The sequence below is a fragment of the Roseateles sp. P2_H4 genome, assembly GCF_056403315.1.
Genome location: NZ_JBFUFR010000003.1, coordinates 17,576 through 42,326, shown reverse-complemented (window position 1 = coordinate 42,326; position 24,751 = coordinate 17,576). Strand labels below are relative to the sequence as shown.

Annotated in this window: 22 protein-coding genes and 1 tRNA gene; 3 read left to right on the top strand and 20 right to left on the bottom strand. The window is 68.6% G+C overall.

The genetic code is table 11. The features are described 5' to 3' along the window. Positions 1–275: 275 nt before the first annotated feature. Both AC1DW3_RS03050 and AC1DW3_RS03045 read left to right on the top strand, forming a co-directional pair. On the top strand, positions 276–1,526 hold the full coding sequence (locus AC1DW3_RS03050; protein ID WP_477928468.1) for an NAD(P)/FAD-dependent oxidoreductase: 1,251 nt from the start codon (positions 276–278) through the stop codon (positions 1,524–1,526). Positions 1,527–1,536: 10 nt separating this feature from the next. Next, positions 1,537–2,895 carry an NAD(P)H-hydrate dehydratase gene (locus AC1DW3_RS03045; RefSeq protein ID WP_477928466.1) on the top strand — a complete coding sequence of 453 codons (1,359 nt, stop codon included), beginning with the start codon at positions 1,537–1,539 and terminating at the stop codon, positions 2,893–2,895. On the opposite strand, the gene rnr is transcribed toward AC1DW3_RS03045, so the two are convergent. Next, positions 2,872–5,193, bottom strand: a complete 2,322-nt coding sequence (gene rnr / locus AC1DW3_RS03040) for a ribonuclease R (protein WP_477928464.1) — start codon at positions 5,191–5,193, stop codon at positions 2,872–2,874. The two genes, AC1DW3_RS03045 and rnr, sit on opposite strands and share 24 nt — an antisense overlap. 68 nt (positions 5,194–5,261) lie before the next feature. Here rnr and AC1DW3_RS03035 point away from each other — a divergent pair. After that, a tRNA-Leu gene (locus tag AC1DW3_RS03035) sits at positions 5,262–5,346 on the top strand. A 217-nt stretch (positions 5,347–5,563) separates the two neighbouring features. Here AC1DW3_RS03035 and AC1DW3_RS03030 read toward each other — a convergent pair. From AC1DW3_RS03030 to scpB, 19 genes are all read right to left on the bottom strand, one after another. Then, a complete protein-coding gene (locus tag AC1DW3_RS03030; RefSeq protein ID WP_119045448.1) occupies positions 5,564–6,085 on the bottom strand; it encodes a phosphoribosyltransferase in 522 nt (173 codons plus the stop codon). Positions 6,086–6,116: 31 nt separating this feature from the next. Then, positions 6,117–7,448 carry an adenylosuccinate synthase gene (locus AC1DW3_RS03025; RefSeq protein ID WP_477928462.1) on the bottom strand — a complete coding sequence of 444 codons (1,332 nt, stop codon included), beginning with the start codon at positions 7,446–7,448 and terminating at the stop codon, positions 6,117–6,119. Between the two features lie 44 nt (positions 7,449–7,492). Then, positions 7,493–8,656, bottom strand: coding sequence for an ATP phosphoribosyltransferase regulatory subunit (locus tag AC1DW3_RS03020; RefSeq protein WP_477928460.1), 1,164 nt, complete (start codon positions 8,654–8,656; stop codon positions 7,493–7,495). Positions 8,657–8,719: 63 nt separating this feature from the next. Further along, the gene (locus AC1DW3_RS03015) at positions 8,720–8,902 is read right to left on the bottom strand and encodes a DUF2065 domain-containing protein (protein ID WP_477928458.1); all 183 of its coding nucleotides are present in this window, start codon (positions 8,900–8,902) and stop codon (positions 8,720–8,722) included. Then, on the bottom strand, positions 8,899–9,795 hold the full coding sequence (gene hflC / locus AC1DW3_RS03010; RefSeq protein WP_477928457.1) for a protease modulator HflC: 897 nt from the start codon (positions 9,793–9,795) through the stop codon (positions 8,899–8,901). The genes AC1DW3_RS03015 and hflC overlap by 4 nt, the downstream gene beginning before the upstream one ends. A gap of 15 nt (positions 9,796–9,810) precedes the next feature. Then, positions 9,811–11,007 (bottom strand): FtsH protease activity modulator HflK, encoded by a 1,197-nt coding sequence (gene hflK, locus AC1DW3_RS03005; RefSeq protein ID WP_477928455.1) that lies wholly within the window; start codon positions 11,005–11,007, stop codon positions 9,811–9,813. A gap of 47 nt (positions 11,008–11,054) precedes the next feature. After that, positions 11,055–12,302, bottom strand: coding sequence for a GTPase HflX (hflX, locus tag AC1DW3_RS03000; RefSeq protein ID WP_477928453.1), 1,248 nt, complete (start codon positions 12,300–12,302; stop codon positions 11,055–11,057). Between the two features lie 11 nt (positions 12,303–12,313). Then, the gene (hfq, locus tag AC1DW3_RS02995; protein ID WP_056198163.1) at positions 12,314–12,556 is read right to left on the bottom strand and encodes an RNA chaperone Hfq; all 243 of its coding nucleotides are present in this window, start codon (positions 12,554–12,556) and stop codon (positions 12,314–12,316) included. Positions 12,557–12,638: 82 nt separating this feature from the next. Then, complete coding sequence (gene der, locus AC1DW3_RS02990; protein ID WP_477928451.1) at positions 12,639–13,976, bottom strand: ribosome biogenesis GTPase Der; 1,338 nt, start codon at positions 13,974–13,976, stop codon at positions 12,639–12,641. Next, positions 13,973–15,109, bottom strand: coding sequence for an outer membrane protein assembly factor BamB (gene bamB / locus AC1DW3_RS02985; protein WP_477928449.1), 1,137 nt, complete (start codon positions 15,107–15,109; stop codon positions 13,973–13,975). The genes der and bamB overlap by 4 nt, the downstream gene beginning before the upstream one ends. Next, entirely contained in the window at positions 15,106–15,777 is a 672-nt protein-coding gene (locus tag AC1DW3_RS02980) for a YfgM family protein (RefSeq protein ID WP_477928447.1), read from the bottom strand. Before AC1DW3_RS02980 ends, bamB begins: the two co-directional genes overlap by 4 nt. Positions 15,778–15,815: 38 nt before the next feature. After that, positions 15,816–17,123 (bottom strand): histidine--tRNA ligase, encoded by a 1,308-nt coding sequence (gene hisS, locus AC1DW3_RS02975; RefSeq protein ID WP_477928445.1) that lies wholly within the window; start codon positions 17,121–17,123, stop codon positions 15,816–15,818. After that, positions 17,120–18,382 carry a flavodoxin-dependent (E)-4-hydroxy-3-methylbut-2-enyl-diphosphate synthase gene (gene ispG / locus AC1DW3_RS02970; protein WP_477928443.1) on the bottom strand — a complete coding sequence of 421 codons (1,263 nt, stop codon included), beginning with the start codon at positions 18,380–18,382 and terminating at the stop codon, positions 17,120–17,122. Before ispG ends, hisS begins: the two co-directional genes overlap by 4 nt. Continuing rightward, positions 18,382–19,317, bottom strand: a complete 936-nt coding sequence (locus tag AC1DW3_RS02965; protein WP_477928441.1) for a helix-turn-helix domain-containing protein — start codon at positions 19,315–19,317, stop codon at positions 18,382–18,384. The genes ispG and AC1DW3_RS02965 overlap by 1 nt, the downstream gene beginning before the upstream one ends. 3 nt (positions 19,318–19,320) lie before the next feature. Further along, entirely contained in the window at positions 19,321–20,103 is a 783-nt protein-coding gene (pilW, locus tag AC1DW3_RS02960) for a type IV pilus biogenesis/stability protein PilW (RefSeq protein WP_477928439.1), read from the bottom strand. A gap of 23 nt (positions 20,104–20,126) precedes the next feature. Further along, the gene (rlmN, locus tag AC1DW3_RS02955; RefSeq protein WP_477928437.1) at positions 20,127–21,236 is read right to left on the bottom strand and encodes a dual-specificity RNA methyltransferase RlmN; all 1,110 of its coding nucleotides are present in this window, start codon (positions 21,234–21,236) and stop codon (positions 20,127–20,129) included. A 42-nt stretch (positions 21,237–21,278) separates the two neighbouring features. Continuing rightward, on the bottom strand, positions 21,279–21,707 hold the full coding sequence (gene ndk / locus AC1DW3_RS02950; protein WP_477928435.1) for a nucleoside-diphosphate kinase: 429 nt from the start codon (positions 21,705–21,707) through the stop codon (positions 21,279–21,281). A gap of 84 nt (positions 21,708–21,791) precedes the next feature. Beyond that, positions 21,792–23,795, bottom strand: a complete 2,004-nt coding sequence (locus tag AC1DW3_RS02945; RefSeq protein ID WP_477928433.1) for a pseudouridine synthase — start codon at positions 23,793–23,795, stop codon at positions 21,792–21,794. After that, entirely contained in the window at positions 23,792–24,508 is a 717-nt protein-coding gene (gene scpB / locus AC1DW3_RS02940) for an SMC-Scp complex subunit ScpB (RefSeq protein ID WP_477928432.1), read from the bottom strand. Before scpB ends, AC1DW3_RS02945 begins: the two co-directional genes overlap by 4 nt. Positions 24,509–24,751: the final 243 nt, after the last annotated feature.

The window sequence follows — 24,751 nt, the reverse complement described above, 5'->3', positions numbered from 1 at the left end:
GCAGCGACTGGAAACAGTTGTTTCTCAACTGAAATCCCGTGCCGCAAACCACAACACCTTTGCGTGGCCGGTTTGCGATTTGTTGCGACGGTGGCGACCGAACGATTCAGCCACAACACCCTCACAACCGTTCTGCCGAGACCTGGCAACGCTGAAACAGCGAAGCACCCCCGGCAAAACCCGCAGAGTATACACAAACCCATGGCCCTCCCCAGCCGAAGCCGCTCCGCAGCGGCCGTCAGCTTGCCCGTCAGCGCTTCCCGCCGGGTGAACGCTTGAGCCGCCGTGTCGCGGTGGTCGGCGCCGGTCTGGCTGGCGTGACGACGGCCTACGAACTGGCCGCCCTGGGGCTCCAGGTGCAGGTCTTCGAGCGCGGCGGCAGCGTCGCCGAGCAGGCCAGCTTTGCCAGCAGCGCCCTGCTCTCGCCCTTTGTGCCCAATCTGGCGGACACGACGTCCGCCGCGCCCCTCAACTTTCGCTTTCGCCGCTGGCGGGCGGGGCGGGGTGCGAGCGATGCGGCGAGCCAGCTCGTCGCGCTGAGCCAACTGGGCCTGGCCCGCAGCGCCGAACTGCGCCGCGAACCGGGCCTGGACGACGAAGCCACCCAGGGCCTGCTGGTCGCGCTGACCGATGCCAAGCGCGTGGCGGCTGCGCAGGCGCGGCTGGAGGGCTGGAAGGCCCTGGGCCTGCAGGTCGAACTCATCGAAGCCGGTGAGGCCCGACTGCGCGAGCCCGGCCTGAACGCCGACGCGCCGCTGGCGGCCGCCCTGGCCTTTGCCCAGGGCGGCGCCGGCAATCCCCGCCTCTTCGCCCAGCAACTGCGCCTGCAGGCCCAGCGCCTGGGCGCCGCGTTTCGCTTTCACACCACCGTGCGCGCCGTCGCTGCCGATGGCGCTGGCCTGACGCTGCGCCACGAGTACACACCGCCCGTGGAGGCACCCATCCGCGGCGCCGAGCGCGACGCCGGCGACACCCTGCCCCAGTTCCCCGGCCCGCAGGACGAACGCTTCGATGCCGTGGTGCTGTGCAACGGCCTGGACGCGGCCGCCTTGCTGGGTCAGCGCCTGCCGCTGGCGGCACAGCACGAAGCCTCCGTCACCGCGCCGCTGCGCCTGCTCGAGGCCCACCCCGACCTCGGCCCCAAGGCCGGCTGGATCGACCCCACGCTGGGCCTGGCCATCGCCCGCACCGGCCAGCGCGTGCGCGTGACCGGCGGCCTGGCCGTCACCGACGCCCGCGCCCGGGTGGCCCCGGACTTCGAGGCCCTGCACCGCGGCCTGCAGCACTGGTTCCCCGGCTCGGTCATGCACCAGCAGGTGCAGCAGGGCCAGAGCCGCCGCGCGCTGTCGGCCGACGGCTTGCCCGTGCTCGGTGCCAGCCAGCGGGCGGGCCTGTGGCTCAACCTCTCGCTGGGCGGCCTCGGCTGGGGCCTGGCCTGTGGCAGCGCCCAGGTCCTGGCCCAGCAGATCGCCGGCCTGGCGCCCGCGCTGGACATTGCCGCCCTCGGCCCGCAAAGACTCGCCTAAGCTCGCGGGCATGCACGCGCTGCTGCCCACGGATTGCAACCTCCCCCTGTTCGACGTCGCCACCAGCCGGCGCATCGAGGCGCGCGCCCTCGTCCATTCGCCCGACCTGATGGAGCGCGCCGGCCTGGCCGTTGCGAAGCTGGCGCTGGCGCTGCGAACGGGGCCTGGGCCGGTCTGGATCGCCTGCGGCCCGGGCAACAACGGCGGCGACGGGCTGGTGGCGGCGCGGCGCCTGGCCGAGGCTGGCGTGCCGGTGCATGTGAGCCATGAAGCGCCCACCAATCCGTCCCTGGTCATCGACGCATTGCTGGGCCTGGGCCTGAACCGAGGCCCGTCCGTCGAGATGCTCGTCACCTTCGCCGCGATGGCCGCCTGCGGCGTACCCATCCTTGCCGTCGACCTGCCCAGCGGCCTGTTGGCCGATACCGGCCAGGCCGCGGGTGACCATGCCGTGCGGGCCGACCACACGCTCACGCTGCTGACCCTCAAACCCGGCCTCTTCACCGGCGAAGGTCGCGCGCATTGCGGGCGCATCTGGTTCGACGACCTGGGCGTCGCGCCCGACGAGCCGCCCACTGCCGACCTGCTGGGGCCGGCAACCCCGCCGCAGCGCAGCCCCACCAGCCACAAGGGCAGCCACGGCCAGGTGCTGGTGGTGGGTGGAGCTCCTGGCATGCAGGGCGCCGCGCGGCTGGCTGCACGGGCCGCGCTGGCCTGCGGCGCCGGACGCGTCTACGCGGACCTGCTGGGCTTGCCCGACGGCGAGGTCGCCGACCCGGGCCGACCCGAGCTGATGCGTGGACGACTCGCCGACCTACCCCAGGCCGTGGGCGTCATCGGCTGCGGCGCCGGCGACGCCATCGCTCCTGCCCTGCCCTCGCTGCTGCAGACCTTGCCGCGCCTGGTGCTGGATGCCGATGCGCTGAACGCCATTGCCGCCGATGCCGGACTGCAGGCGCTGCTGAAAGCCCGGTCCGCCGGCAGCACGCTGCTGACGCCGCACCCGCTGGAAGCCGCCCGGCTGCTGCACCGTGACACCGCCGGCCTGCAGGCTGACCGACTCGCCGCCGCGCGCGACTTGGCCCAGCACTATGGCTGCACCGTCGTCCTCAAGGGTTCCGGCAGCATCGTCGCCTCACCGGCCGAGCGCCCCGCGATCTGTGCCAGCGGCGGCCCGGCCTTGGCAACGGCCGGCAGCGGCGACGTGCTGGCCGGCTGGCTGGGCGGGCTGTGGGCTCAGGCACCGAAGGCAAGCGCCCATGCGATCGCCTGCGCCGGCGTGGAAGCCCACGCCCGCGCGGGTGAGGTTGCCGGCGTACTGCGCGCCGGCGACCTCATCGAGCGCCTAGCGGCGCTTGCGCGGCGCTGACTTCGTCGCCGTCTTCTTCGACGCCTTGCTGGCCTGCCGCTTGGCAGCCTGCTGAGCCGCCTTGACCGGATGCAGGGCCGCGATGACCTCCTTGCGGCTCTTCTTCACGTCACGGTCGGTCTGGCGCACTTCGTCCAGCGTCTCGACGGCGGTCTTGGGGGCGCGCTTCTTGGCCGGCACCTTGCCCGAAGGCTTGCCCGCGGGCTTGGCGCCGCCGCGGCTGGGCGGCCGCGCCTCGTCGCTGTCGCGCACCAGGCGGAAGTCGATGCGGCGGCCATCCAGGTCCACGCGGCTGACCTGCACCTGCACGCGCGCGCCGGTGGCGTAGCGGATGCCGGTGCGCTCGCCGCGCAGTTCCTGGCGCACCTCGTCGAAGCGGTAGTACTCGCCACCGAGCTCGGTGATGTGGACCAGGCCTTCGACGTAGAGCGCGTCCAGCTGCACGAACAGGCCGAAGGACGTGACCGCGCTGACGGTGCCGGCGAATTCCTCGCCGAGGCGGTCGCGCATATAGCGGCACTTGAGCCAGGCCTCGACGTCACGGCTGGCCTCATCGGCGCGGCGCTCATTGGCACTGCAATGCGCGCCGACCACTTCCCAGCGCTCCGCGTCGTTGCGCGCGTCCGCCGGGTTGGGCGGCGGCGGCCGGCCGGGGCGCTTGGGCGCCTGCGGCACATTCATCTTGGCCGGGTCCAGCGTGTAGCGCTTGTTCGCCAGCAGGCACTTGATGACGCGGTGGACGAGCAGGTCGGGGTAGCGCCGGATCGGGCTGGTGAAGTGGGTGTAGGCCGGGTAGGCCAGGCCGAAGTGGCCGGAGTTGACGCCTGTGTAGATGGCCTGCTGCATGGAGCGCAGCAGCATGGTGTGGATCTGCTGCGCGTCGGGCCGGTCCTTGGTGGCCTCGGCGAGCTGCTGGTATTCGCGCGGCGACGGGTCGTCGGAGATGCCCACCGAGATGCCCAGCGAGCGCAGGTAGTTCTGCAGCGTCTGGCGCTTCTCCGGCGTCGGGCCTTCGTGCACGCGGAAGAGCGAATGGTGCTTGCTGGACTGGATGAAGTCCGCCGAGCAGGTGTTGGCGGCCAGCATGGCCTCCTCGATCAGCCGGTGCGCGTCGTTGCGCGTGCGCGGGATGATTTTCTCGATGCGGCCGTTGTCGTCGCAGACGATCTGCGTCTCGGTGGTCTCGAAGTCGATGGCGCCGCGGCGGTGGCGCTCGGCCAGCAGCGCGCGGTAGACCTCGTGCAGATGCAGCAGATGCGGCACCAGCTCACGCCGCTTGGCGGCCTCGGGGCCATGGGTGTTGGCCAGCACGGCCGCGACCTCGGTGTAGGTGAAGCGCGCATGCGAGCAGATCACCGCCGGGTAGAACTGGTAGGCCGCGACCGTGCCGTCGCTGGACACCAGCATGTCGCAGACCATGCTGAGCCGGTCCTCGTAGGGGTTCAGCGAGCACAGGCCGTTGGACAGCTTTTCCGGCAGCATCGGGATGACGCGGCGCGGGAAGTAGACCGAGGTGGCGCGCTCGTAGGCATCGGCATCCAGCGGCTCGCCGGGCTTCACGTAATGCGACACATCCGCGATGGCGACGAGCAGGCGCCAGCCCTCGATGGCCTTCTTGCCGCGGCCCTGCTTGAAGGGCTCGCAATAGACGGCGTCATCAAAGTCGCGCGCGTCCTCGCCGTCGATGGTGACGAGGGGCACGTCGCGCAGGTCGATGCGGTGCTTGAGATCGGCGGCGCGCAGCTTCTCGGGCAGCTTGGCGGACTGGGTCAGCGTGTCGGGGCTGAAGCGATGCGGCACGTCGTACTTGCGCACCGCGATCTCGATCTCCATGCCGGGGTCGTCGATCTCGCCCAGCACCTCGACGACGCGCCCCACCGGCTGCGAATACAGCGATGGCGGCTCGGTCAGCTCGACGGCGACGACCTGGCCGGCGGTCGCGTTGGCGATGCCGTTCTTCGGAATCAGGATGTCCTGCCCCATGCGCCGGTCTTCGGGCGCGACGAGCCAGATGCCGGACTCGAGCAGCAGCCGGCCGATCAGCGGCCGTTTCTTGCGCTCGAGGATCTCCAGCACCTTGCCCTCGGGTCGGCCGCGCTTGTCGAAGCGCACGACGCGCACCCTGAGGCGGTCGCCATGCATGACGGCATGGGTTTCCTGCGAGGACAGATAGATGTCCGAGGAGCCGTCGTCGGGGATCAGGAAGCCGTGGCCATCACGGTGGCCCTGCAGCGTGCCTTCGACCTCGCCGAGCAGGCCGGCCCCGTCGCCCGTAGACGATGAATTTGCGTTCTTCAAGTTTTTGATGATAGGATCTCGGTTTTCCTGAAACGGCTCAGGACTTCGCTAGAAGTTTTGAGCACCTTGCCCAGGTGGCGGAATTGGTAGACGCACTAGTTTCAGGTACTAGCGGGTAACTCCGTGGAGGTTCGAGTCCTCTCCTGGGCACCAAACAGAAAAGGCCAGCACGAAAGTGCTGGCCTTTGTCGTTTGGGGCCCAGGAAGCGATGTCCAGTGGACATCGCGGGAGGACGAGAAGGGCTTGGAGCTGCGCTCCAAGCCGGGGTCGCGGGACGTGACCGAGTCCCCGCTGATGCGCCCTCAATGGGCGCTTCAGCGAGTGGTGGCACAAACCGAGCTTCTTCGATCCGCGCCACTCGCCCAATCCTCAAACAGCGAACTTCTTCGCCAGCTGCTCCGGCCCCATGCCGTCGTATTCCTCGAACGGCTGGTGGATCCAGGGCGAGGTCTCGAGCATCTCGCAGTAGTAGTCCGGCGTGTAGGCCGACACCTGCTTGGTCCAGATGACCGCCGAGCGCAGCTCGGTGATGGACGGCATGCCGCGCAGGCGCTCGACGACGGCCTTCAGCGTGACGCCCGAATCGGCCAGGTCGTCGACCAGCAGCACGCGGCCGGCCAGTTCGCCCTTGGGCATGGTGATGTACTTGGCCATGTCCAGGCGACCCTGGATGGTGCCGGCCTCGGCGCGGTAGGAGCTGGTGGACATGATGCCCAGCGGCTTGTCGAACACGCGCGACAGCACGTCGCCCGGGCGCATGCCGCCGCGAGCCAGGCAGAGGATCTGGTCGAACTGCCAGCCCGAGGCGTGCACCTTGAGCGCGAGGCGCTCGGTCAGCAGGTGGTACTCGTCCCAGGATACGTAGAGGTGTTTGCCGTCGTCGGTCAACATGGTGGCGTTGTCTCCGTTGGTGTGATGGTAATCAGGCGGAATAGGGGTGGCGCAGCACGATGGTGTGCTCGCGGTCGGGGCCGGTCGAGACCATGTCGATGGGCGCGCCGATGACTTCTTCCACGCGCTTCAGGTAGCTGCGCGCATTGGCCGGCAGCGCGTCCCAGGACGTCACGCCGAAGCTGGTCTCGGTCCAGCCCGGGAAGGTCTCGAACACCGGCTCGCAGGCCTCGATCTCGTCGGCGTCCAGCGGCAGGATGTCGAGCAGCTTGCCATCGAGCTGGTAGCCCACGCACATCTTGATCTCGGTCAGGCCGTCCAGCACGTCGAGCTTGGTCAGGCACAGGCCGGTGATGCCGTTGATGATGATGGAACGCTTCAGCGCAGCCGCATCCAGCCAGCCGCAGCGGCGCGCACGGCCGGTGACGGTGCCGCGCTCCTGGCCGACGGTGGACAGGTGATAGCCCACCGTGCCCGGCGCTTCCCAGTCCAGCTCGGTCGGGAAGGGACCGGAGCCGACACGGGTCGTGTAGGCCTTGGTGATGCCCAGCATGTAATGCAGCATCTGCGGGCCCACGCCGGCACCGGCGGCGGCATTGCCGGCCACGCAGTTGCTGGACGTCACATAGGGGTAGGTGCCGTGGTCGATGTCCAGCAGCGTGCCCTGGGCACCCTCGAACAGGATGTTGGCGCCGGCCTTGCTGGCCTTGTGGATCATGTAGCCGACGTCGGCCAGCATGGGCTTGATGGCCTCGGCCATCTTCATGGCCTGCTCAAAGATGGGTTCGAAGGCGAGCGGCTCACCCTTCAGATAACCCGACAGCGCGAAGTTGTGCAGGTCCAGCAACTCGCGCAGCTTCTTGGCGAAGCGCTCGGGGTGCTTCAGGTCCTGGGCGCGCAACGCGCGGCGGGCGACCTTGTCTTCGTAGGCCGGGCCGATGCCCTTGCCGGTCGTGCCGATCTTGCCGCTGCCGCTGGTCTCGCGCAGTTGCTCGCGCGCCTTGTCCACGGCGACGTGGAAGGGCAGGATGAGCGGGCAGGATTCGCTGATGAAGAGGCGCGAACGCACCTCGACGCCGGCGGCTTCCAGGCGCTCGATCTCGGTCAGCAGATGGGTCGGGTCCACCACGACGCCATTGCCGATATAGCAGGCCACGCCGTCGCGCATGATGCCGCTGGGGATCAATTGCAGCGCCGTCTTCACGCCCTTGATGACCAGCGTGTGGCCGGCGTTGTGGCCGCCCTGGAAGCGCACCACGCCCTGGGCGTGATCCGTCATCCAGTCCACGACCTTGCCCTTGCCCTCGTCACCCCATTGGGTGCCGACGACGACCACATTGCGTCCACGCGCGGTTTGGCTCATGTTGATTGCCTGTCTAGCTTGAAAGGATTGGTGGTCGCCGCGCCTTACAGCGTTCGGACAACCCACTGAGTGTGCTCGCGAACCAGCTCGCGGTCACAGTCGAATTCATCGGCCTCGTGCTCATGCCCGGGCAAAACGCACACCACCGTTTCGCCCTGCTCGCGCAGGCTGCGAACGGCCTGGCGCAGCGAGGCGTCCTCGCCCCATGGCGCGCGCACCGCCGCGCGCAAAGGCGTGGCCGGCACCAGCGTCACCAGCGTCTTCAGGTCCAGGCTGAAGCCCACGGCGGGGCGGCGACGGCCGAAGGCAGCACCGACCTCGTCGTAGCGGCCGCCACGCAGCACGGCATCGGAGCAGCCCGACGCATAGGCGGCGAAGCGGATGCCGGTGTAGTAGGCATAGCCCTGCAGATCGGCCAGGTCGAAGCCCAGCGCCACCTCGGGGTGGACGGCAGCCAGATGGCCCGCCAACCACTCCAGGTCGGCCAGCGCCGCCTTGACGAGCGGATGCGCAGGCAGGCGGCGCGCCGCTTCGGCCAGCACCTCGCGCCCCCCGAACAGGCTGGGCAGGGCCAGCAAGGCGTCGCGCGTCACGGCCGGCATGTCGACGCTGAGGGCCGACAGCGCCGCCAAGTCCTTGGCGGCCAGCGCCGCCGTCAGCGCTTCCAGCGTCTCGGGCGCCAGCTTGACGCCGTCGAGTACGCCCTGCAGCAGGCGCGCGTCGCCGAGGTCCAGCATCACATCGCTCAGGCCGGCGCGGCGCAGCGCATCCAGTGCCAGCTCATGCACCTCCAGGTCGGCTTCCAGGCCGGCATGGCCGTAGATCTCGACGCCGAACTGCAGCGGCTCGCGGCTGGTGTTGAGGCCGTCGGGGCGCGTATGCGCCACGGGGCCGCAGTAGCACAGCCGGGTCACGCCCTGGCGGTTCAGCAGATGCGCATCGATGCGGGCGACCTGGGGCGTCGTGTCGGCGCGCAGGCCGAGCGAGCGGCCGGAGAGCTGGTCGACCAGCTTGAAAAGCTTGATGTCGGAGCCGCTTCCGGTGCCGGACAGCAGGGAGTCGAGGTGCTCCAGCAGCGGCGGGATGACCAGCTCGCAGCCATAGCCGCGGGCCATGTCGAGCAGCTCTCTACGCAGCTCTTCGATGCGGCGCGCCTGCGAAGGCAGGACATCGGCAATGTGCTCGGGCAGCAGCCAAGCAGAGGACATGGGCGCAGGCTAGGCGGTTAAAAACGGCATTGTACCTATGCCATTTCGGCCCCAGCCTTCAGATCAGCGCAACCAGAGCAGTCCGAAAAGGCCCATCAGGATGCTGGCCAGACCGATGAAACGGATCTGGCCATCGCTCAGCGCCAGGATGCGGCTGAACACCTCGCGCCAGCGCGCCGGGCTGATCAGCGGCATCAGCCCCTCGATGACCATCACCAGCGCGAGCGCGGTGAGCAGTTCGTTCACTTGCGCGCGGGCGCGGCGGCGGGTGCGGAGCCGGATCCCCGCATGGCCTTGAAGAAGTCGCTGTTCGGGTCGACGACCATCACGTCGCTCTTCTTGCTGAAGCTGGCGCGGTAGGCCTCCAGCGAGCGGTAGAACTGGGCGAACTGCGGATCGCGACCGAAGGCCTCGGCATACAGGGCCGACGCCTTGGCATCGCCCTCGCCCTTGATCAGCTGGGCGTCCCGGTAGGCTTCGGCCACGATGATTTCGCGCTGGCGATCGGCATCGGCCTTGATCTTCTCGCCCTCGGCAGCGCCGGTCGAACGCGTCTCGTTGGCCACGCGCTTGCGCTCCGACTCCATGCGGCGGTAGACCGAGTCGGTGATGGTGGACGCGAAGTCCACGCGCTTGATGCGCACGTCGACGACCTCGATGCCGAACTGCTTGGCTTCGTCGGCCAGGCGCTTGCGCACGTCGTTCATGATCTTGTCGCGCTCGGCGGACAGCACGCCGATGACGGTGCGCTTGGTCACTTCCTCGTTGAAGGCGGCCTGCACGATGGGAGCGAGGCGGTTCTCGACGTTGCGGATGTCGGAGCCGTTGTTGCGGATGAACTGGCGCGGCTCGGTGATGCGCCACTTGATGAGCCAGTCGATGACCAGGCTCTTCTTCTCGGCCRTGAAGATGGGGCGCGACTCAGGGCTGTCCAGCGTCTGCACGCGACGGTCCAGCATGACGACGTTCTGCACCGGCGGCGGCAGCTTGAACTTCAGGCCCGGCTCCGTGACGACTTCCTTGATCTCGCCCAGCGCATAGATGACGGCGAACTGGCGTTGGTCGACGATGAAGAGCGTCGACGACAGCAGCATCAGCACGACGATGGCGCCGGCGAGGATGGCGGCAATACGGTTCATTCGGATGGTCCTCGATCAGCGGCCGTCGCGGCTGCGCTGGTTGTCACGGCTGCGCGGGTCGGCGGCAGCAGGCAGTGTCTGCGGCTCGGGCACGCTGGTCGGCTGCGGCGCGGAGACGGTCACGCTGCCGCTGCTGCCCTGCTGCAGCAGCTTGTCCAGCGGCAGATAGAGCAGGTTGGAGCCGCTCTTGCTGTCCACCATGACCTTGCTGACATTGGTGTAGACCTGCTGCATCGCGTCGATGTAGAGGCGGTCGCGGGTGACCTGGGGCGCCTTCTGGTACTCGGCCAGCACGCTCTTGAAGCGCTGCGCATCACCCTCGGCGGTCGCGATGACGCGGGCCTTGTAGCCCTCGGACTGCTCGCGCAGCCGCGCGGAGTCGCCGCGGGCGCGCGGGATCACATCGTTGGCATAGGCCTGGGCCTCGTTCTTCAGCTGCTCGCGGTTGGCATTGGCCTTGAACGCGTCCTCGAAGGCGGCCTGGACCTGTTCGGGCGGCTGCACGCTCTGCACATTGACGTTCTTGATCTGGATGCCGGCGTTGAGGCGGTCCAGCTGGGCCTGGATGGACTTGACCAGTTCGGTCGCGATGGCATCGCGCTGCTCATAGAGCACCGAGTCCATGGTGTTCTTGCCGACGATCTCGCGCACGGCCGATTCGGCGGCCAGCAGCACCGCCTGTTCGGGGTCGCGGTTCTCGAACAGGAAGTCCTTCAGGTTCTTGATGGTGAACTGCACCGTGAAGCGGATGTCGACGATGTTCTCGTCCTGCGTCAGCATGGACGAGTCGCGCAGGCCGGTGGCCGCGACGACCGAGCTGCGGCCCACCTCGACCTGGCGCAGTTGCGAGACCGGTTGGATCTCGTGCGCCTGGAAGGGGTAAGGCAGGCGCCACTGGAAGCCGGCCTCGACGGTCTTGCTGAACTTGCCGAAGGAGGTGACGACGCCCTGCTGGCCTTCCTGCACGATGAAGAAGCCGCTGGCCAGCCAGCCCAGCGCCACAACGCCGGCGATCAGGCCGACGCCGATGCCCGCACCCTTCATGTCGGGTGAACCACCGGAACCGCTGGGGCCGGACGGCCCGCCGGACTTGCCGCCGAACATGCCCGAGAGCTTGCGGTTGAAGTCGCGCCAGAGCTCGTCGAGGTCGGGCGGGCCGTCATTGCGGCCATTGTTCAGCAGCCGGCCCGCGGCACGCGCGACGGGAGTCATCAGGCGCTGAACCCAGGAGCTGCGGGGCGGTGTGTGGGAAGTGCTGCTCATGCCTGCGAGGGGTCTGAGGAAGAGGGCTCGGGATCGAGGTCCGACGGATCAACGTCGAAACGTGGGTCCCGTTCGTCGGGAATCAAGGGCTGGGTCTGCATGGCGGTCGCAATCAGCTGGCGCAACTCGGCCAGGCCGCTGCCGTCCAGGGCGCTGACGAAGACGCGTGGCGTCGGCTCGGTGCTGCCGTTGGCGCGAAGCACGGCGTCGACGATGTCGCGCGGGCGCTGGTCGTCGGGCAGCAGGTCCTGCTTGTTGTAGATTAGCAGTTGCGGCACGTCGGCCGCGCCGATCTCGGCGAGCACGCGCTCGACCTCGGCCATCTGCTCTTCCAGCACCGGGCTGGCGGCGTCGACGACGTGCAGCAGMAGGTCGGCATCGGCCGCCTCCTGCAGCGTGGCGCGGAAGGCCTCGACGAGCTTGTGCGGCAGGTCGCGGATGAAGCCCACGGTGTCTGACAAGGAAACGCTGGCCGCGGCCTGCTCCAGGTAGAGCGAGCGCGTCGTCGTGTCCAGCGTCGCGAACAGCTGGTTGGCCGCATAGGCGCGCGCCTTGGTCAGCGCGTTGAACAGCGTGCTCTTGCCCGCGTTGGTGTAGCCGACCAGCGAGACCTTGAAGACGCCGTTGCGCGAGCGCGCCTTGCGCTGCGTGCCGCGCTGGCGCTGCACCTGCTTCAGGCGTTCCTTGGTCTTCTTGATGCGCTCGTCGATCATGCGACGGTCCAGCTCGATCTGGGCCTCGCCAGGGCCGCCGCGCATGCCGATGCCGCCGCTCTGGCGCTCCAGGTGGCTCCAGCGCCGCACCAGGCGCGTGGCCAGGTACTGCAGCCGCGCCAGCTCGACCTGCAGCTTGCCCTCGTGGCTTTGCGCACGGGCGGCAAAGATCTCGAGGATCAGTGCGGTGCGGTCGGCCACGGGCACGCCGAGCACGCGCTCCAGGTTGCGCTGCTGGGCCGGCGAGATGGCCTGATCGAACAGCACCGTGTGGGCCTGGTGGGCCTGCACGAGCAGCTTGATCTCGTCGGCCTTGCCGGAGCCGACAAACAGCGCCGCGTCGGGCGCCGGGCGGCGGGCGATGACCTTGGCGACGGGCGTGTCGCCGGCGGATTCCGCCAGCAGTGCCAGTTCATCCAGGCTCTCATCGAAGCCCTGGGAAGCGCGGTGGCGACCGAAATCGACACCCACAAGAATGGCGCGCGCCGCCTCGGAGGGCGGCGTCGCGTCGTGGGCAGAGGTCGCGGACAAGGGTGTGGTGATCAGGCGTCCGCGGGAGCGTCGCCAGCGTGGAAGTTGACTGCGCGGCCCGGCACGACAGTGGAAATCGCGTGCTTGTAGACCATCTGCGTCACGGTGTTGCGCAGCAGGACGACGTACTGGTCAAACGATTCGATGTGGCCTTGGAGCTTGATGCCGTTCACGAGGTAGATCGAGACGGGCACATGCTCTTTGCGGAGCAGGTTCAAAAAGGGGTCCTGCAAAAGTTGGCCTTTGTTGCTCATCGGTATGCTCCGAGTTATTCGGGGGGATGGGGGACTACGGGTAAGACCTTAACACAGCGTCTCTGTCCCTCCGGAGGTCAGCCTAGGTCTTTTCGTCGAAGGGATTCTTCGAAGAACGTAGCTCTATCTTCAGCGGTGTGCCGACCAATTTGTAGTGCGCGCGGATGCGGCCTTCGAGATAGCGCTTGTAGACCTCGGTGACGCCGTCCAGCGCATTGCCGTGAATGACGACGATGGGCGGGTTCTGGCCGCCCTGGTGGGCATAGCGCATCTTGGGGCGCGAAACGCCCGAGCGCTTGGGCTGCTGGTGCTCGACGGCCTCCTGGACGAGGCGGGTCAGCACCGGCGTCGTCATCTTGCGGTAGGCCGAGGCATAGGAATCAGCCAGCGAGTTCCACACCGCCGACAAGCCCTGGCGCTTCAACGCCGAGATGTTGTGCATCGGTGCGAACTTCAGGAACACCAGGCGCTGCTCGATCTGGCGCTGCAGCGTCTCGCGCTGGTAGCTGTCGACGGCGTCCCACTTGTTGATCGCGACGACCACGGCGCGGCCGCTGTCGAGGATGTAGCCGGCGATGTGGGCGTCCTGGTCGGTCACGCCCTGGGTCGCGTCCAGCAGCAGCAGCACGACATGGGCGTCGGCGATGGCCTGCAGCGTCTTGACGACCGAGAACTTCTCGATGGCCTCGAAGACCTTGCCCTTGCGGCGCAGGCCAGCGGTGTCGATGAGCTTGAACTTCTGGCCGTTGCGCTCGAAGTCCACCGTGATGGCGTCGCGCGTCGTGCCCGGCATGTCGAAGGCGACAAGGCGCTCCTCGCCCAGCCAGGTGTTGATCAGCGTGCTCTTGCCCACATTGGGGCGGCCGGCCACCGCCAGGCGGATGACGTCGTTCTGCTGCGGCCCGGCGCCGAACTCCTCGCTGGTGTCCTCGAAGGGCTCCAGCACGGCGTCCAGCAGGCTGCGGATGCCCTGGCCGTGGGCCGACGAGATCGGGTGCGGTTCGCCCATGCCGAGTTCGTGGAACTCGGCCAGCAGCGGCGACTCGCTCATGCCCTCGGCCTTGTTGACGGCCAGGTGCACGCGCTTGTTGACGCTGCGCAGATAGCGCGCGATGTCGCTGTCGTGGGCCGACAGGCCCAGGCGGATGTCGACGACGAAGATGACCGCATCGGCCTCGGCGACGGCCTGCTTGGTCTGCTTGGCCATCTCCTTGACGATGCCGCTGCTGCTGTCGGGTTCGAAGCCGCCGGTGTCGATGCAGATGAACTCGCGGTCGCCCAGGCGGCCGTCACCGTAGTGGCGGTCGCGCGTCAGGCCGGCGAAGTCGGCCACGATGGCGTCGCGCGACTTGGTCAGGCGATTGAACAGCGTCGACTTGCCCACATTGGGGCGGCCGACCAGGGCAATGACAGGTTTCATTCGGCCTTGATGGCGAACAGACCGCCACTCTTGGTCGCGACCAGGGCCGTCTCGCCCTGCAGCGCGATGGTGACGACCTGCGAGCCGTCGGTGGACAGACGCGAACGCGTCTTGCCGGTATCGCGGTCGATCAGATGCACCAGGCCATCGAAATCGCCGACCAGCACCTGCTTGGCCATCACCACGGGTTCGGACAGCTTGCGGCGCTGGAACTGATCGGCCGACCAGGCCAGGTCGCCATTGGCCAGCTTCCAGGCCGACAGGCGGTCGGAGGCATCACCGGCCACGACGACTTGCGAGTCGGCGCCGATGCCATTCGTGCCGCCGACGACGCGGTTCCACAGCGCGCTGCCGCGCTCGGCGTTCACGCAGCCCACCGAGGACTGGAAGGCGCGGGCACAGATCAGCTCACCCTGGCGCACGGCCGGGCCGACCAGGTCGGCCAGGCGTTCGACCTCATTGGTGCCGCGCGGCGTGGCCACGCTGGCTTCCCAGCGCAGCTGGCCCTTGACGGGGTCGACACCGGCCAGGCGCGGGCCCTGGCCGACGATCAGCGTGTCCTTGTAGGCCAGCAGCACGCCGGCCTTGGCCAGCGTCAGCGGCTCGCCGGGACGCTTGAGTTCCCAGATCTTGCGGCCGTCCAGCGCGTCGAAGGCCAGCACCTGGCGGTCCAGCGTCAGCGCGAAGACGCGCTCGCCGGCCACCAGCGGTGCGGCGACGACGGGCGTCGGCAGGGCCTTCTTCCAGACCACGCGGCCGTTGTCCAGCACGACGAGTTCGTTGTCGCGGTTGACGACGGCGGCAAAGCGGCCATCGCTGCCGACGCCTGCAGCCAGCTTGCTGCCAATGTCACCACGCCACAGCTCGCGGCCATCGGCCACATCCAGCGCCCGCACCTGGCCATCGCTGCTGGCCACGACGAAGCGGTCAGCCAGCGTGACGATGCTGAGGTTGAAATTGATGTTGTCGCCCTTGGCGCTCCAGACGATGCGGCCGCTGGCCGGGCCGGACAGCGTCTCCAGCGCGGCCGGCTTGCTCTTCTCGTCGCCGAACCAGTTGTTCCACGTCGAGCTGATCGTGGAGCAGCCCGACAGCGAAGCTGCCAGCAGCGAGATCAGGACGGCGCGCCTCATTGCGCGGCTCCGGTCGCTTCGACGGCGGTGGGCACGCCCAGCGTCGCCAGCTTGGCCTCGATGATGCGGCGGTAGTCCTGGGTCTTGTCCAGACCGGCCAGCGCCTTCTGGTATTCGGCCTTGGCGGCGTCGCGCTTGTCCTGCAGCAGCAGCAGGTCGCCACGGCGGTCGGCCACCAGCGCGGCGAAGTCGGTCGACTTGATCGCGTCCAGCGTCTTGCCGGCCTCGTCATAGGCCTTGGCATCGATCTGCAGGCCAGCCAGGCGCAGGCGCGCCACGTCGCGGTAGGCGCCGCCCTCGGCGCCCTGCTCGGCCACCCAGGTCAGGCTCTGCCGGGCGTCGTCGGCCTTGCCCTTGTCGAGCTGCAGCTTGGCGACCTGCAGGCCGGCCTGGGCTGCATAGCCGGTGCCGCCGTAACGGGCCTTCAGATCGCCAGCGGCGACGGCGGCCTTGTCGAGGTCCTGTGCGGCCAGGGCGCGGTCGAATTCGTCGTACATCGCGCCGGCCTTGGCGGCCTGGTCGCGCTGGTACATCTGCCAGCCCTGCCAGGCGGCGACGGCGGCCAGGGCGATCGTCAGCACCCAGGTGATGAGGTTGCCCCAGCGCTTCCAGAACGCTTTGAGTTGTTCAAGTTGTTCTTGTTCTTCGAGGTCGAGATGGGCGGCCATGGGGAAAACTTCAGGAAAGGGTCTCGGGAGGCCCGGGATTATGCGGGGAGGAGATCGGCGGCCCAGGCGGCCACGTCAGCGAGCGGCCGGCTGAGCTGCTCGCCACCGTCGCGCAGCGGCTTCACGCTCACCTCGCCGCGGGCCAGTTCATCGGCACCGAAGACGAGGGCGAAGCGCGCGCCGGAGGCGTCGGCCTTCTTGAACTGCGACTTGAACGAGCCGCCGCCGGCGTGCATCTGCACGCTGACGCCGGCTTCACGCAGCGCCTCGAGCACGCTGAAAGCGTGAGGCAGCGCCGCGGCGTCGGGCACGATGGCATAGGCCTGGGGCGCCGACGACGGCACGGGCAGACCGAGCTCGTCGATCAGCAGCAGCAGACGCTCGATGCCCAGGCCAAAACCGACCGCCGGCGTCGGCTTGCCGCCGAGCTGCTCGAACAGCCCGTCATAGCGGCCGCCGCCGCAGACCGTGCCCTGGGAGCCGAGCTGGTCGGTCACCCATTCGAACACGGTCAGGTTGTAGTAGTCCATGCCGCGCACCAGGCGCGTGTTGACGCGGTATTCGAGGCCAGCCGCGTCGAGGATGGTGCGCACGGCATTGAAGTGGGCCAGCGTCTCTTCGCCGAGGAAGTCCATCAGCTTGGGCGCCGCCTCGATGACCGGCTGCATCGCCGGGTTCTTGCTGTCCAGGATGCGCAGCGGATTGCTGTGCAGGCGCTTCCTGCCGTCCTCGTCGAGCTTGTCGGCATGGGCCTCGAAGTGGGCGATCAGTGCGGTGCGATGAGCATTGCGCTCGGCCGGCTGGCCCAGGGAGTTCAGCTCCAGGCGCACATGCTGGCCAACGACCAGACCGAGGGCCTGCCAGAGGCGGCGCACCATCAGGATGATCTCGGCGTCCACGTCCGGGCCGGCAAAGCCCAGGGCCTCGACGTCGAGCTGGTTGAACTGGCGGTAGCGACCCTTTTGCGGGCGCTCGTGGCGGAACATCGGGCCCATCGTCCACAGGCGCAGCGGGCCGTTGTAGAGGGCGTTGTGCTCGACCATGGCGCGCACGATGCCGGCCGTGGCCTCGGGGCGCAGCGTCAGCTGGTCGCCGTTCATGCTGTCGGTGAAGGAGTACATCTCCTTCTCGACGATGTCGGTCACCTCACCCAGGCCGCGCACGAACAGCGCCGTCGGCTCGACGATGGGGGTCAGCATGTACTGGTAGCCATAGCTGCCCAGCACGCGGCGCAGCGTGGTCTCGAACCAGCTCCACAGTTCGCCGCTGGGCAGCTTGTCCTTGCGGGTGACGCTGGCCGGGAGGATGTCGTTCATCCCCTTCACGGCCTGGATGGTTTTGCTCATGCAGTAGCGGTCGCGCCGAAGCGCTTCTCGATGTAGTTCTCGACCAGAGCGTGGAACTCGGCCGCAATGTTGTCGCCGCGCAGCGTCAGTGCCTTCTCGCCGTCGATGAAGACGGGGGCTGCCGGGGCTTCGCCGGTGCCGGGCAGGCTGATGCCGATGTCGGCATGCTTGCTCTCGCCGGGGCCGTTGACGATGCAGCCCATGACGGCCACCTTCATCTCCTCGACGCCGGGGTATTTGTTGCGCCAGACCGGCATCTGCAGGCGCAGGAAGTCGTCGATCTGCTTGGCCAACTCCTGGAAGGTGGTGCTGGTGGTGCGGCCGCAGCCGGGGCAGGCGGTCACGCTCGGGTTGAAGTGGCGCAGGCCCAGGGCCTGCAGGATCTCCAGCGCCACGACGACTTCCTGCGTGCGCGACTCGCCCGGCTGGGGCGTGAGGCTGACGCGGATGGTGTCGCCGATGCCCTCTTGCGCCAGGATGCCCAGCGCGACCGATGAGGCCACCGTGCCCTTGGTGCCCATGCCGGCCTCGGTCAGGCCCAGGTGCAGCGCGTAGTCGCAGCGGCGGGCGAGTTCGCGGTAGACGGAGATCAGGTCCTGCACGCCGCTGACCTTGCAGCTGATGATGATGTTGTCGGGGTTCAGGCCCAGCTCGGCGGCATAGGCGGCCGACGTCAGTGCCGATTCGACCAGGGCCTGGTACATGACCGGCTTGGCGTCCCAGGGCACCGCACGCCTGGCGTTCCCGTCCATGAACTGGGCGAGCAGCTCCTGGTCCAGGCTGCCCCAGTTGACGCCGATGCGCACGACCTTGTCGTATTTGGCCGCGGCCTCGACCATCATGGCGAACTGGCGGTCCTTCTTGTCGCCCTTGCCGACATTGCCGGGGTTGATGCGGTACTTGGACAGGGCCTGGGCCATGGCCGGATGCTCGGTCAGCAGACGGTGGCCGTTGTAGTGGAAGTCGCCCACCAGCGGCACGTCGATGCCCATGCGATCCAGCTGCTCGCGGATATAGGGCACCGCGTCGGCGGCCTCGGGCGTGTTGACGGTGATGCGCACCATCTCCGAGCCGGCAATGGCCAGCTCCTTGATCTGGATGGCCGTGCCGATGGCGTCCACCGTGTCGGTGTTCGTCATGGACTGCACACGCACCGGCGCGTCACCACCCACGGTGACGACGCGGTTGCCCCAGACGACGCGGGCCTGGCGGCTCTTGCGTGGCGCGGGGGCGGCCTCGGGAATGATCCATTCGCTCATCACTTCAACTCCAGTCGAGCGACGTTGTCCTTGCTTTGCGCGGCCAGGTCGACGGCGGCACCGCGCCATTCGAGCTGGGTGCCGCGCACATTGCCGATGCGCAGCCTGTAGGGCGCGGCACCGGTGAATTCCTGCTGCTCGCCGGCGCGCAGCACGCGCGACAGCAGCATCTGGCCCTTGGCATCGGCGACCTCGATCCAGGTGTCTGCCGTCGCCGTCACGCGCAGCGCGCTGCCGGGCGTGGCGGTGACCGTGGCCTTGACCGCCGGCACCGAGGCCGGCGCCGCAGCGGGCGGCGGGGCGACTTCACGCACCTGCAGCGGCGCGGAAGCCACCGGTTCGGGCGCAGCGACCGAGGTGGTGGTGGTGGCGGCAGGCTCGGAAGCCGCCGGTGCAGGCACGAACTCGACGACCGGCGCACTCGCCCCGGCGACGACGGTGCCGGAAGCCGCCGACGCATTGCTGCCCCGCTCGGGCAGCCAGCCGGCCGGAATCCAGTAGATGGCGGCCGCGGCCACGAGCAGCAGCAGCGGCCCCCAGACAACGGGCCGCATCGCCAGGGCCAGCACACCGCCATCGATGGGGCCGGCACCGCGCTCGCGGAAGGGTTGGTTGAGCCCGGGGCGCACGTCGAACTCGCGATCGCGGGTGCGCGGCAGCATGGCCAGCACCGGGCCAGAGTCGACCTTGAGCGCGCGGCACATGGCCGTGGCCAGCGCGCGGGCGAAGGTGGCGTCGGGCAGCTCGTCGAAACGGTCGGCCTCGAGGGCCTCGAGCTTGGCCTGGGGCACCTTGAGCATGACGGCCAGGGCGGCGATGTGCAGGCCGCGTTGCTGGCGTGCGCTCCTGAGCCAGGCGCCCGCAGTGGCGGCCTGGCTGGCGGGTCCCTCGGAGATGGATTCCATCGTCTCGTTCTTGTTGTGTGCCGCGGTCACGGCTTATTCGTCGTAGCGGCCGGCATCCAGGGACTGGGTCTCGGGAGACTGGGGATATTTGCGGCGCAGTTGCGTGGCCAGGTCGTCGACCGTGCCGCTGTTGCCCAGCTTGCGCTCGACGCGCAACTGCAGCCACAGGCTCTGGGCGTTGGTCTGCTCGGGCTGGCTGTTGACGCGCTTCACATAGAAGCGGGCCCGATCCAGCTCGCGGTTGCGGTAGAGCACCTCGGACAGATTCACCGCGATGGCCGGGTTGCCGGCGTCGAGCTGGAAAGCGCGCGTCAGCGTCTTCTCGGCCACCAGCAGGCGGCCGGCGCGGGCTTCGCAGACGCCCTTGGCCAGCAGGGTGCGTGCCGGGGCGCGATAGGTGGACTGGGCCAGGGCCTGGTCGAACAGCGAGTCGGCCGTCTGCCAGCGCTGCTGCTGGCACATGAACCAGCCGTAGTTGTGCAGGGTGTCGGAATCGTTGGGGTAGACGACCAGCGCGCGGCGGAAGGCCTCCTCGGCGAGCTGGTGTTCGCCCATGGCGCCGTAGATCAGGCCGCGCAGATTGACGGCATCGCGCATGTCGGGCTTGGCCTGCAGCGCGAGCTTGAGCTCGTCCAGCGCCGTGTTGAACTGGCCGCGCGAGAAATAGCCCTGGGCCAGCTCCAGACGGATGGCGGCCTTGCGGTCGGCGTCGGTCTGGTCGGAATCGGTTCGGATCTCGCGATCGCCGCTCGGCGCGGTGGTGCCGGCGCAGGCTGCAAGGAGGGCGGTGGCCAGAACGATCAACAGTCGCTTCATCAAATCCTCGGCTTGGGGGAGCATCAGTTGGATTTGGCCACCGTGACGGGTGCCCTGACCATGCGGATATGCGCGCGGGTGCGGTCCTGTACCTCACCGGCCAACTGACCGCAGGCGGCGTCGATGTCGTCGCCACGCGTCTTGCGCACCGTCGTCACGATGCCGGCCTGGATCAGCACCTCGGCAAAGGCCTGCACGCGCGCATTCGTGCTGCGGATCAGACCCGACGCCGGGAAGGGGTTGAAGGGGATCAGGTTGATCTTGCAGCTGACCTTGTGCTTCAACAGCCGCACCAGCTCATGGGCCTGTTCGGGCGAGTCGTTCACCTCCTGCAGCATGCAGTACTCGAAGGTGATGAAGTCGCGCGGCGCGGCGTCGAGGTAGCGGTTGCAGGCGGCCAGCAACTCGGCGATCGGGTACTTCTTGTTCAGCGGCACGAGCTGGTCGCGCAGCGGGTCGGTCGGCGCATGCAGGCTGACGGCCATGGCCACCGGGCAGTCCTCGCGCAGCCGGTCGATCATGGGCACGACGCCCGAGGTCGACACGGTGACGCGGCGGCGACTGAGGCCATAGCCATGGTCGTCCAGCATGGTCTTGAGCGACGGCACGAGCTGGTCGTAGTTCTGCAGCGGCTCGCCCATGCCCATCATGACGACGTTGGAGATCACTCGCTCCGTCGTGTTGAGGCGTTTGCGCAGGTTGTGCTCGGCGAACCAGAGCTGGGCCGTGATCTCGGCGGTGCTCAGGTTGCGGCTGAAGCCCTGGTGGCCGGTGGAGCAGAAACGGCAGCCCACGGCGCAACCGGCCTGGCTGGAGATGCAGAGGGTGCCGCGATCGTCTTCGGGGATGAAGACCGCCTCGACGGCATTGCCGGCGCCGACATCGAACAGCCACTTGATGGTGCCATCGGCCGAGACATGCTCGGAGATGACGGCCAAGGCGGTGATGTGGGCACGCCCCTTGAGCTTGTCGCGCAAGGACTTGGCGAGGTCGGACATCTGATCGAAGTCAGACGCGCCCTTCTGGTGGACCCAGCGGAACAGCTGGGTCGCACGGAACTTCTTTTCGCCCAGTTGCTCGCAGTAGGCGGCCAGGCCTGGCAGATCAAAACCGAGCAGGTTGACCGCTTCCATACGAACTTCCTGGGCCGGGGTCACCGACCCCGTTGGGGGCAATTAACGGCCGGCGTAGACGTTCATGCCGGGGAAGAAGAATGCCACTTCGACGGCGGCCGTTTCGGCGGCGTCGGAGCCGTGCACGGCGTTGGCGTCGATGCTGTCGGCGAAGTCGGCGCGGATGGTGCCCTTCTCGGCCTTCTTCGGATCGGTCGCGCCCATCAGGTCACGGTTCTTCAGGATGGCGCCTTCGCCTTGCAGGGCCTGGATCATCACCGGACCGGAGATCATGAAGTTGACCAGGTCGTTGAAGAAGGGACGGGCCTTGTGGACGGCGTAGAACTGTTCGGCTTCGACGCGCGACAGGTGCACCATCTTGGCCGCCACGACCTTCAGGCCGGCGCCTTCGAAGCGGGCGTAGATCTGGCCGATGACGTTCTTCGCCACGGCATCGGGCTTGATGATGGACAGGGTGGTTTCGATCGCCATGGGATTCTCCTGAGGGGGCGTATTGGACAAAGCCTGTGATTGTAGCGGGCAGGGATGACCCTAGTTGTATCGTCCGCCGCGCTTTCAGCGACGGCCGCCGTAGCCGCCGCCGGAGCGACCACCACCACCGCCGCCGCCGCCCTTGCCGCCACGGCCACCGCCGCCGCCGCCACGGCGCAGGAAGGCGTCGCCACCGATATAGCCCACCGAGGTCTGCATCGGATCGGGTTCACGCGGGCCGTTGCCCTTGTTGCCACCGCCGCCCTTGCCGTGCCGGTCATTCTGCTGGCTGCCGCCGGCGCCGAAGCCCTGGGGCAGGCCGCGCTTGCCGCTGGTGGCGTGACGCCGGTCGAAGGTCTGCTCCAGCGGATTGACGTGGTGCGGAATGAAACCGTCGTCTTCATCGTCGTCCCGGCGCGGCGCGCGCTCCTCGCGCGGCGGGCGGGCCTGCTGTTGCGGCGCCTCGGGCGGGCGGCTCGGGCGCGGGCCGCCACTGCCGCTGTGTCGCTCATCGTTGCGGCGCTTGTTGCGGTCGTTCTTGTTGCCCTGCTGCTGCTGCGGCTGGCTCTTGCCCTGACCCTGGCTGTAGCCCTGCCCCTGGTTCTGGCCCTGACCTTGTCCTTGTCCGCTGTTCGAGGTGTGGCCCGCCAGGCGGCGGATGACGCGAACGTCGTCGTCGCCCAGCTCCACCCAGACACCACGCTTGAGGCCGCGCGGCAGCACCACGGTGCCGTAGCGGATGCGGATCAGGCGGCTGACCACCATGCCGACCGCCTCGAAGAGCTTGCGCACCTCGCGGTTGCGGCCTTCGGTAATGACGACGCGGTACCAGCGGTTGGCGCCTTCGCCGCCGCCGTCCTCGATGCTCTTGAACGAAGCCGTCTGGCCTTCGACATTGACGCCTTCCAGCAGCTTGGCGCGCTGCTCGTCGCTCAGCGAGCCGAGCACACGGGCCGCGTACTCGCGCTCGACGCCGAAGCGCGGGTGCATCAGCTGATTGGCCAGTTCGCCGGAGTTGGTGAAGAGCAGCAGGCCTTCGGTGTTGATGTCCAGGCGGCCGACGGACTGCCATTTCTGGCCCTGCACGCGCGGCAGCGAGCGGAACACCGTCGGGCGGCCTTCCGGATCGTTGAACGTGGACACCTCGCCCGTGGGCTTGTGATAGGCCAGGATGCGCGGGTTCGGCGGCGAGATGCGCACGCGCACGTCCTTGCCGTTGACGCGCACGCGGTCACCGAAGGAGATGCGCTGGCCGACATGGGCCACTTCGCCGTTCACTTCGATCTTGCCTTCGGCGATCCATTCCTCGATGTCGCGGCGCGAGCCGATGCCGGCCTGGGCCAGCACCTTCTGCAGCTTGGGCGCATCGGCATCCGGCGCCAGCACGCGCTTGCTCTCGCCCTCGACCGCTTCTTCGGCCGCCTCGTCGGGCTCGGGCCGCAGCTGCGGCGGCTCACCCACCGGACCTTCCGATTCCGCGTCCAGATTGCCCGACAGCACATCGGCGAAGCGCGCCCCCGCGGCCTCGACGAGTTCCGGCGCCAGGATCGGGCCAGACGGCTCAGCACCACCACCCGCCGGTTGCGCTGCATCCTGACGCTCCGCGCGCTCCTTGCGGTTGCGTCGGCGGTTGCGACCGCGTCCGCTGCGCTCGCCATCTTCGTCCGACTCGCCCTCTTCCCCTTCACCATCCGCCTCGCCGCCTGCCGCGGTCGACGCGGTCGGCGCCTCCTCAGCCAGCGTGAAAACGGGCGCCGCCGGTGCCGCGACCGGTGCCGGCGCTTCTGCAGCCACGGCGGGTGCCGAATCCTCTGCGGCAGCCTTTCGAGGCGCGCGCTTGCGGGCCGGTGCCGGCGCCTCTTCGGCCGGCGCCGCCGTCACGGCTTCCTCGGCCACGGCCTCGGCGGGCTTGCGGCGAGTGCGCTTCACGGGCGTGGCCGCCTCAGCGGGCTCTGCGGCCTCAGGCGTGGCCGCGGGCGCAGCCTCGGCCGGCGCCTTGGCCGTCGTGCGACGCCGTTTGGGCGCGGCAGGCGCTTCGGCCTCGGCGGCAGGAGGCAGGGACTTGTCTTGGTCGGCAGCGTCGTTCATGCGGATTCGGGCTGGGGTTGCGGGGGCGGATCGTTGGGGTCGGGATCGGGGAGTGCCGGCGTACCGTCGTCGCCAAACAGGCTCAGACTCGGGACGATTGCTTCGGCAGGCACTTCGGAAGCTGTCTCGGCCGGCGCCTCGGCGTCATCGGGAGCGTCAAGCAGCTGGCCTTGCAGGGCCTCGAAGGCCGGCGGCGCTTCGCCGCCAATGTCCAGGGCAGGCAGCTGTTCCAGGCTGGCCAGACCCAGGTCATCGAGGAAGGACTTGGTCGTCGCGTACAGCGCCGGGCGCCCCGGCGTCTCGCGATGGCCGATGGCCTCGATCCAGCCGCGGTCCTCGAGCTGCTTGACGATCTGGCTCGCGACGACGACGCCGCGGATGTCCTCGATGTCGCCGCGCGTGACCGGCTGGCGGTAGGCAATGATGGCCAGCGTCTCGAGCACGGCACGCGAATAGCGCGGCGGCTTCTCGGGGTGCAGGCGGTCGAGGTATTCGCGCAGCTCGGGGCGGCTCTGGAAGCGCCAGCCCGAGGCGAGCGCCACCAGCTCGACGCCCTTGCCTTCCCAGTCGCGGCTGAGCTCGTCGAGCAGGCTGCGCACGGTATCGGCGCCGAGTTCGTCGGCGAACAGGCTGCGCAACTCGCGCAGCGTCAGCGGCTGCGAGGCACAGATCAGCGCGGTCTCGAGGACGCGCTTGGCATCCTGGGTATTCATGAACGCAAGTGCGCCCTCAATCAAGCCTAGCTTGGCAATCCGTCCGGGCCTGGGCGCTCACAGCGGTCTTCAGGCGAAGCAGACGGGGTCTGTCCGGGCGTCACCTTGGGGCTCAGCAGCCTTCCAGCGGGACGCGATCGGGGTGGTTGACCGGGCGGGCGGATGAACTGCTAACCGCGCGGATCGCGCCCGTCTTGTCGACTTCTGGGCGCGTTGGCTGCCACGACAACCGGAGTGCATTGT

What these genes read in the sequence shown, in the direction of transcription:
- AC1DW3_RS03045 (WP_477928466.1), top strand. Translation starts at nt 1,537, where the DNA reads ATGCACGCGCTGCTGCCCACGGATTGCAACCTCCCCCTGTTCGACGTC.
- AC1DW3_RS03030 (WP_119045448.1), bottom strand. Translation starts at nt 6,085, where the DNA reads ATGTTGACCGACGACGGCAAACACCTCTACGTATCCTGGGACGAGTAC.
- AC1DW3_RS03025 (WP_477928462.1), bottom strand. Translation starts at nt 7,448, where the DNA reads ATGAGCCAAACCGCGCGTGGACGCAATGTGGTCGTCGTCGGCACCCAA.
- AC1DW3_RS03020 (WP_477928460.1), bottom strand. Translation starts at nt 8,656, where the DNA reads ATGTCCTCTGCTTGGCTGCTGCCCGAGCACATTGCCGATGTCCTGCCT.
- hflK (WP_477928455.1), bottom strand. Translation starts at nt 11,007, where the DNA reads ATGACTCCCGTCGCGCGTGCCGCGGGCCGGCTGCTGAACAATGGCCGC.
- hfq (WP_056198163.1), bottom strand. Translation starts at nt 12,556, where the DNA reads ATGAGCAACAAAGGCCAACTTTTGCAGGACCCCTTTTTGAACCTGCTC.
- der (WP_477928451.1), bottom strand. Translation starts at nt 13,976, where the DNA reads ATGAAACCTGTCATTGCCCTGGTCGGCCGCCCCAATGTGGGCAAGTCG.
- bamB (WP_477928449.1), bottom strand. Translation starts at nt 15,109, where the DNA reads ATGAGGCGCGCCGTCCTGATCTCGCTGCTGGCAGCTTCGCTGTCGGGC.
- AC1DW3_RS02980 (WP_477928447.1), bottom strand. Translation starts at nt 15,777, where the DNA reads ATGGCCGCCCATCTCGACCTCGAAGAACAAGAACAACTTGAACAACTC.
- hisS (WP_477928445.1), bottom strand. Translation starts at nt 17,123, where the DNA reads ATGAGCAAAACCATCCAGGCCGTGAAGGGGATGAACGACATCCTCCCG.
- ispG (WP_477928443.1), bottom strand. Translation starts at nt 18,382, where the DNA reads ATGAGCGAATGGATCATTCCCGAGGCCGCCCCCGCGCCACGCAAGAGC.
- pilW (WP_477928439.1), bottom strand. Translation starts at nt 20,103, where the DNA reads ATGAAGCGACTGTTGATCGTTCTGGCCACCGCCCTCCTTGCAGCCTGC.
- rlmN (WP_477928437.1), bottom strand. Translation starts at nt 21,236, where the DNA reads ATGGAAGCGGTCAACCTGCTCGGTTTTGATCTGCCAGGCCTGGCCGCC.
- ndk (WP_477928435.1), bottom strand. Translation starts at nt 21,707, where the DNA reads ATGGCGATCGAAACCACCCTGTCCATCATCAAGCCCGATGCCGTGGCG.
- AC1DW3_RS02945 (WP_477928433.1), bottom strand. Translation starts at nt 23,795, where the DNA reads ATGAACGACGCTGCCGACCAAGACAAGTCCCTGCCTCCTGCCGCCGAG.
- scpB (WP_477928432.1), bottom strand. Translation starts at nt 24,508, where the DNA reads ATGAATACCCAGGATGCCAAGCGCGTCCTCGAGACCGCGCTGATCTGT.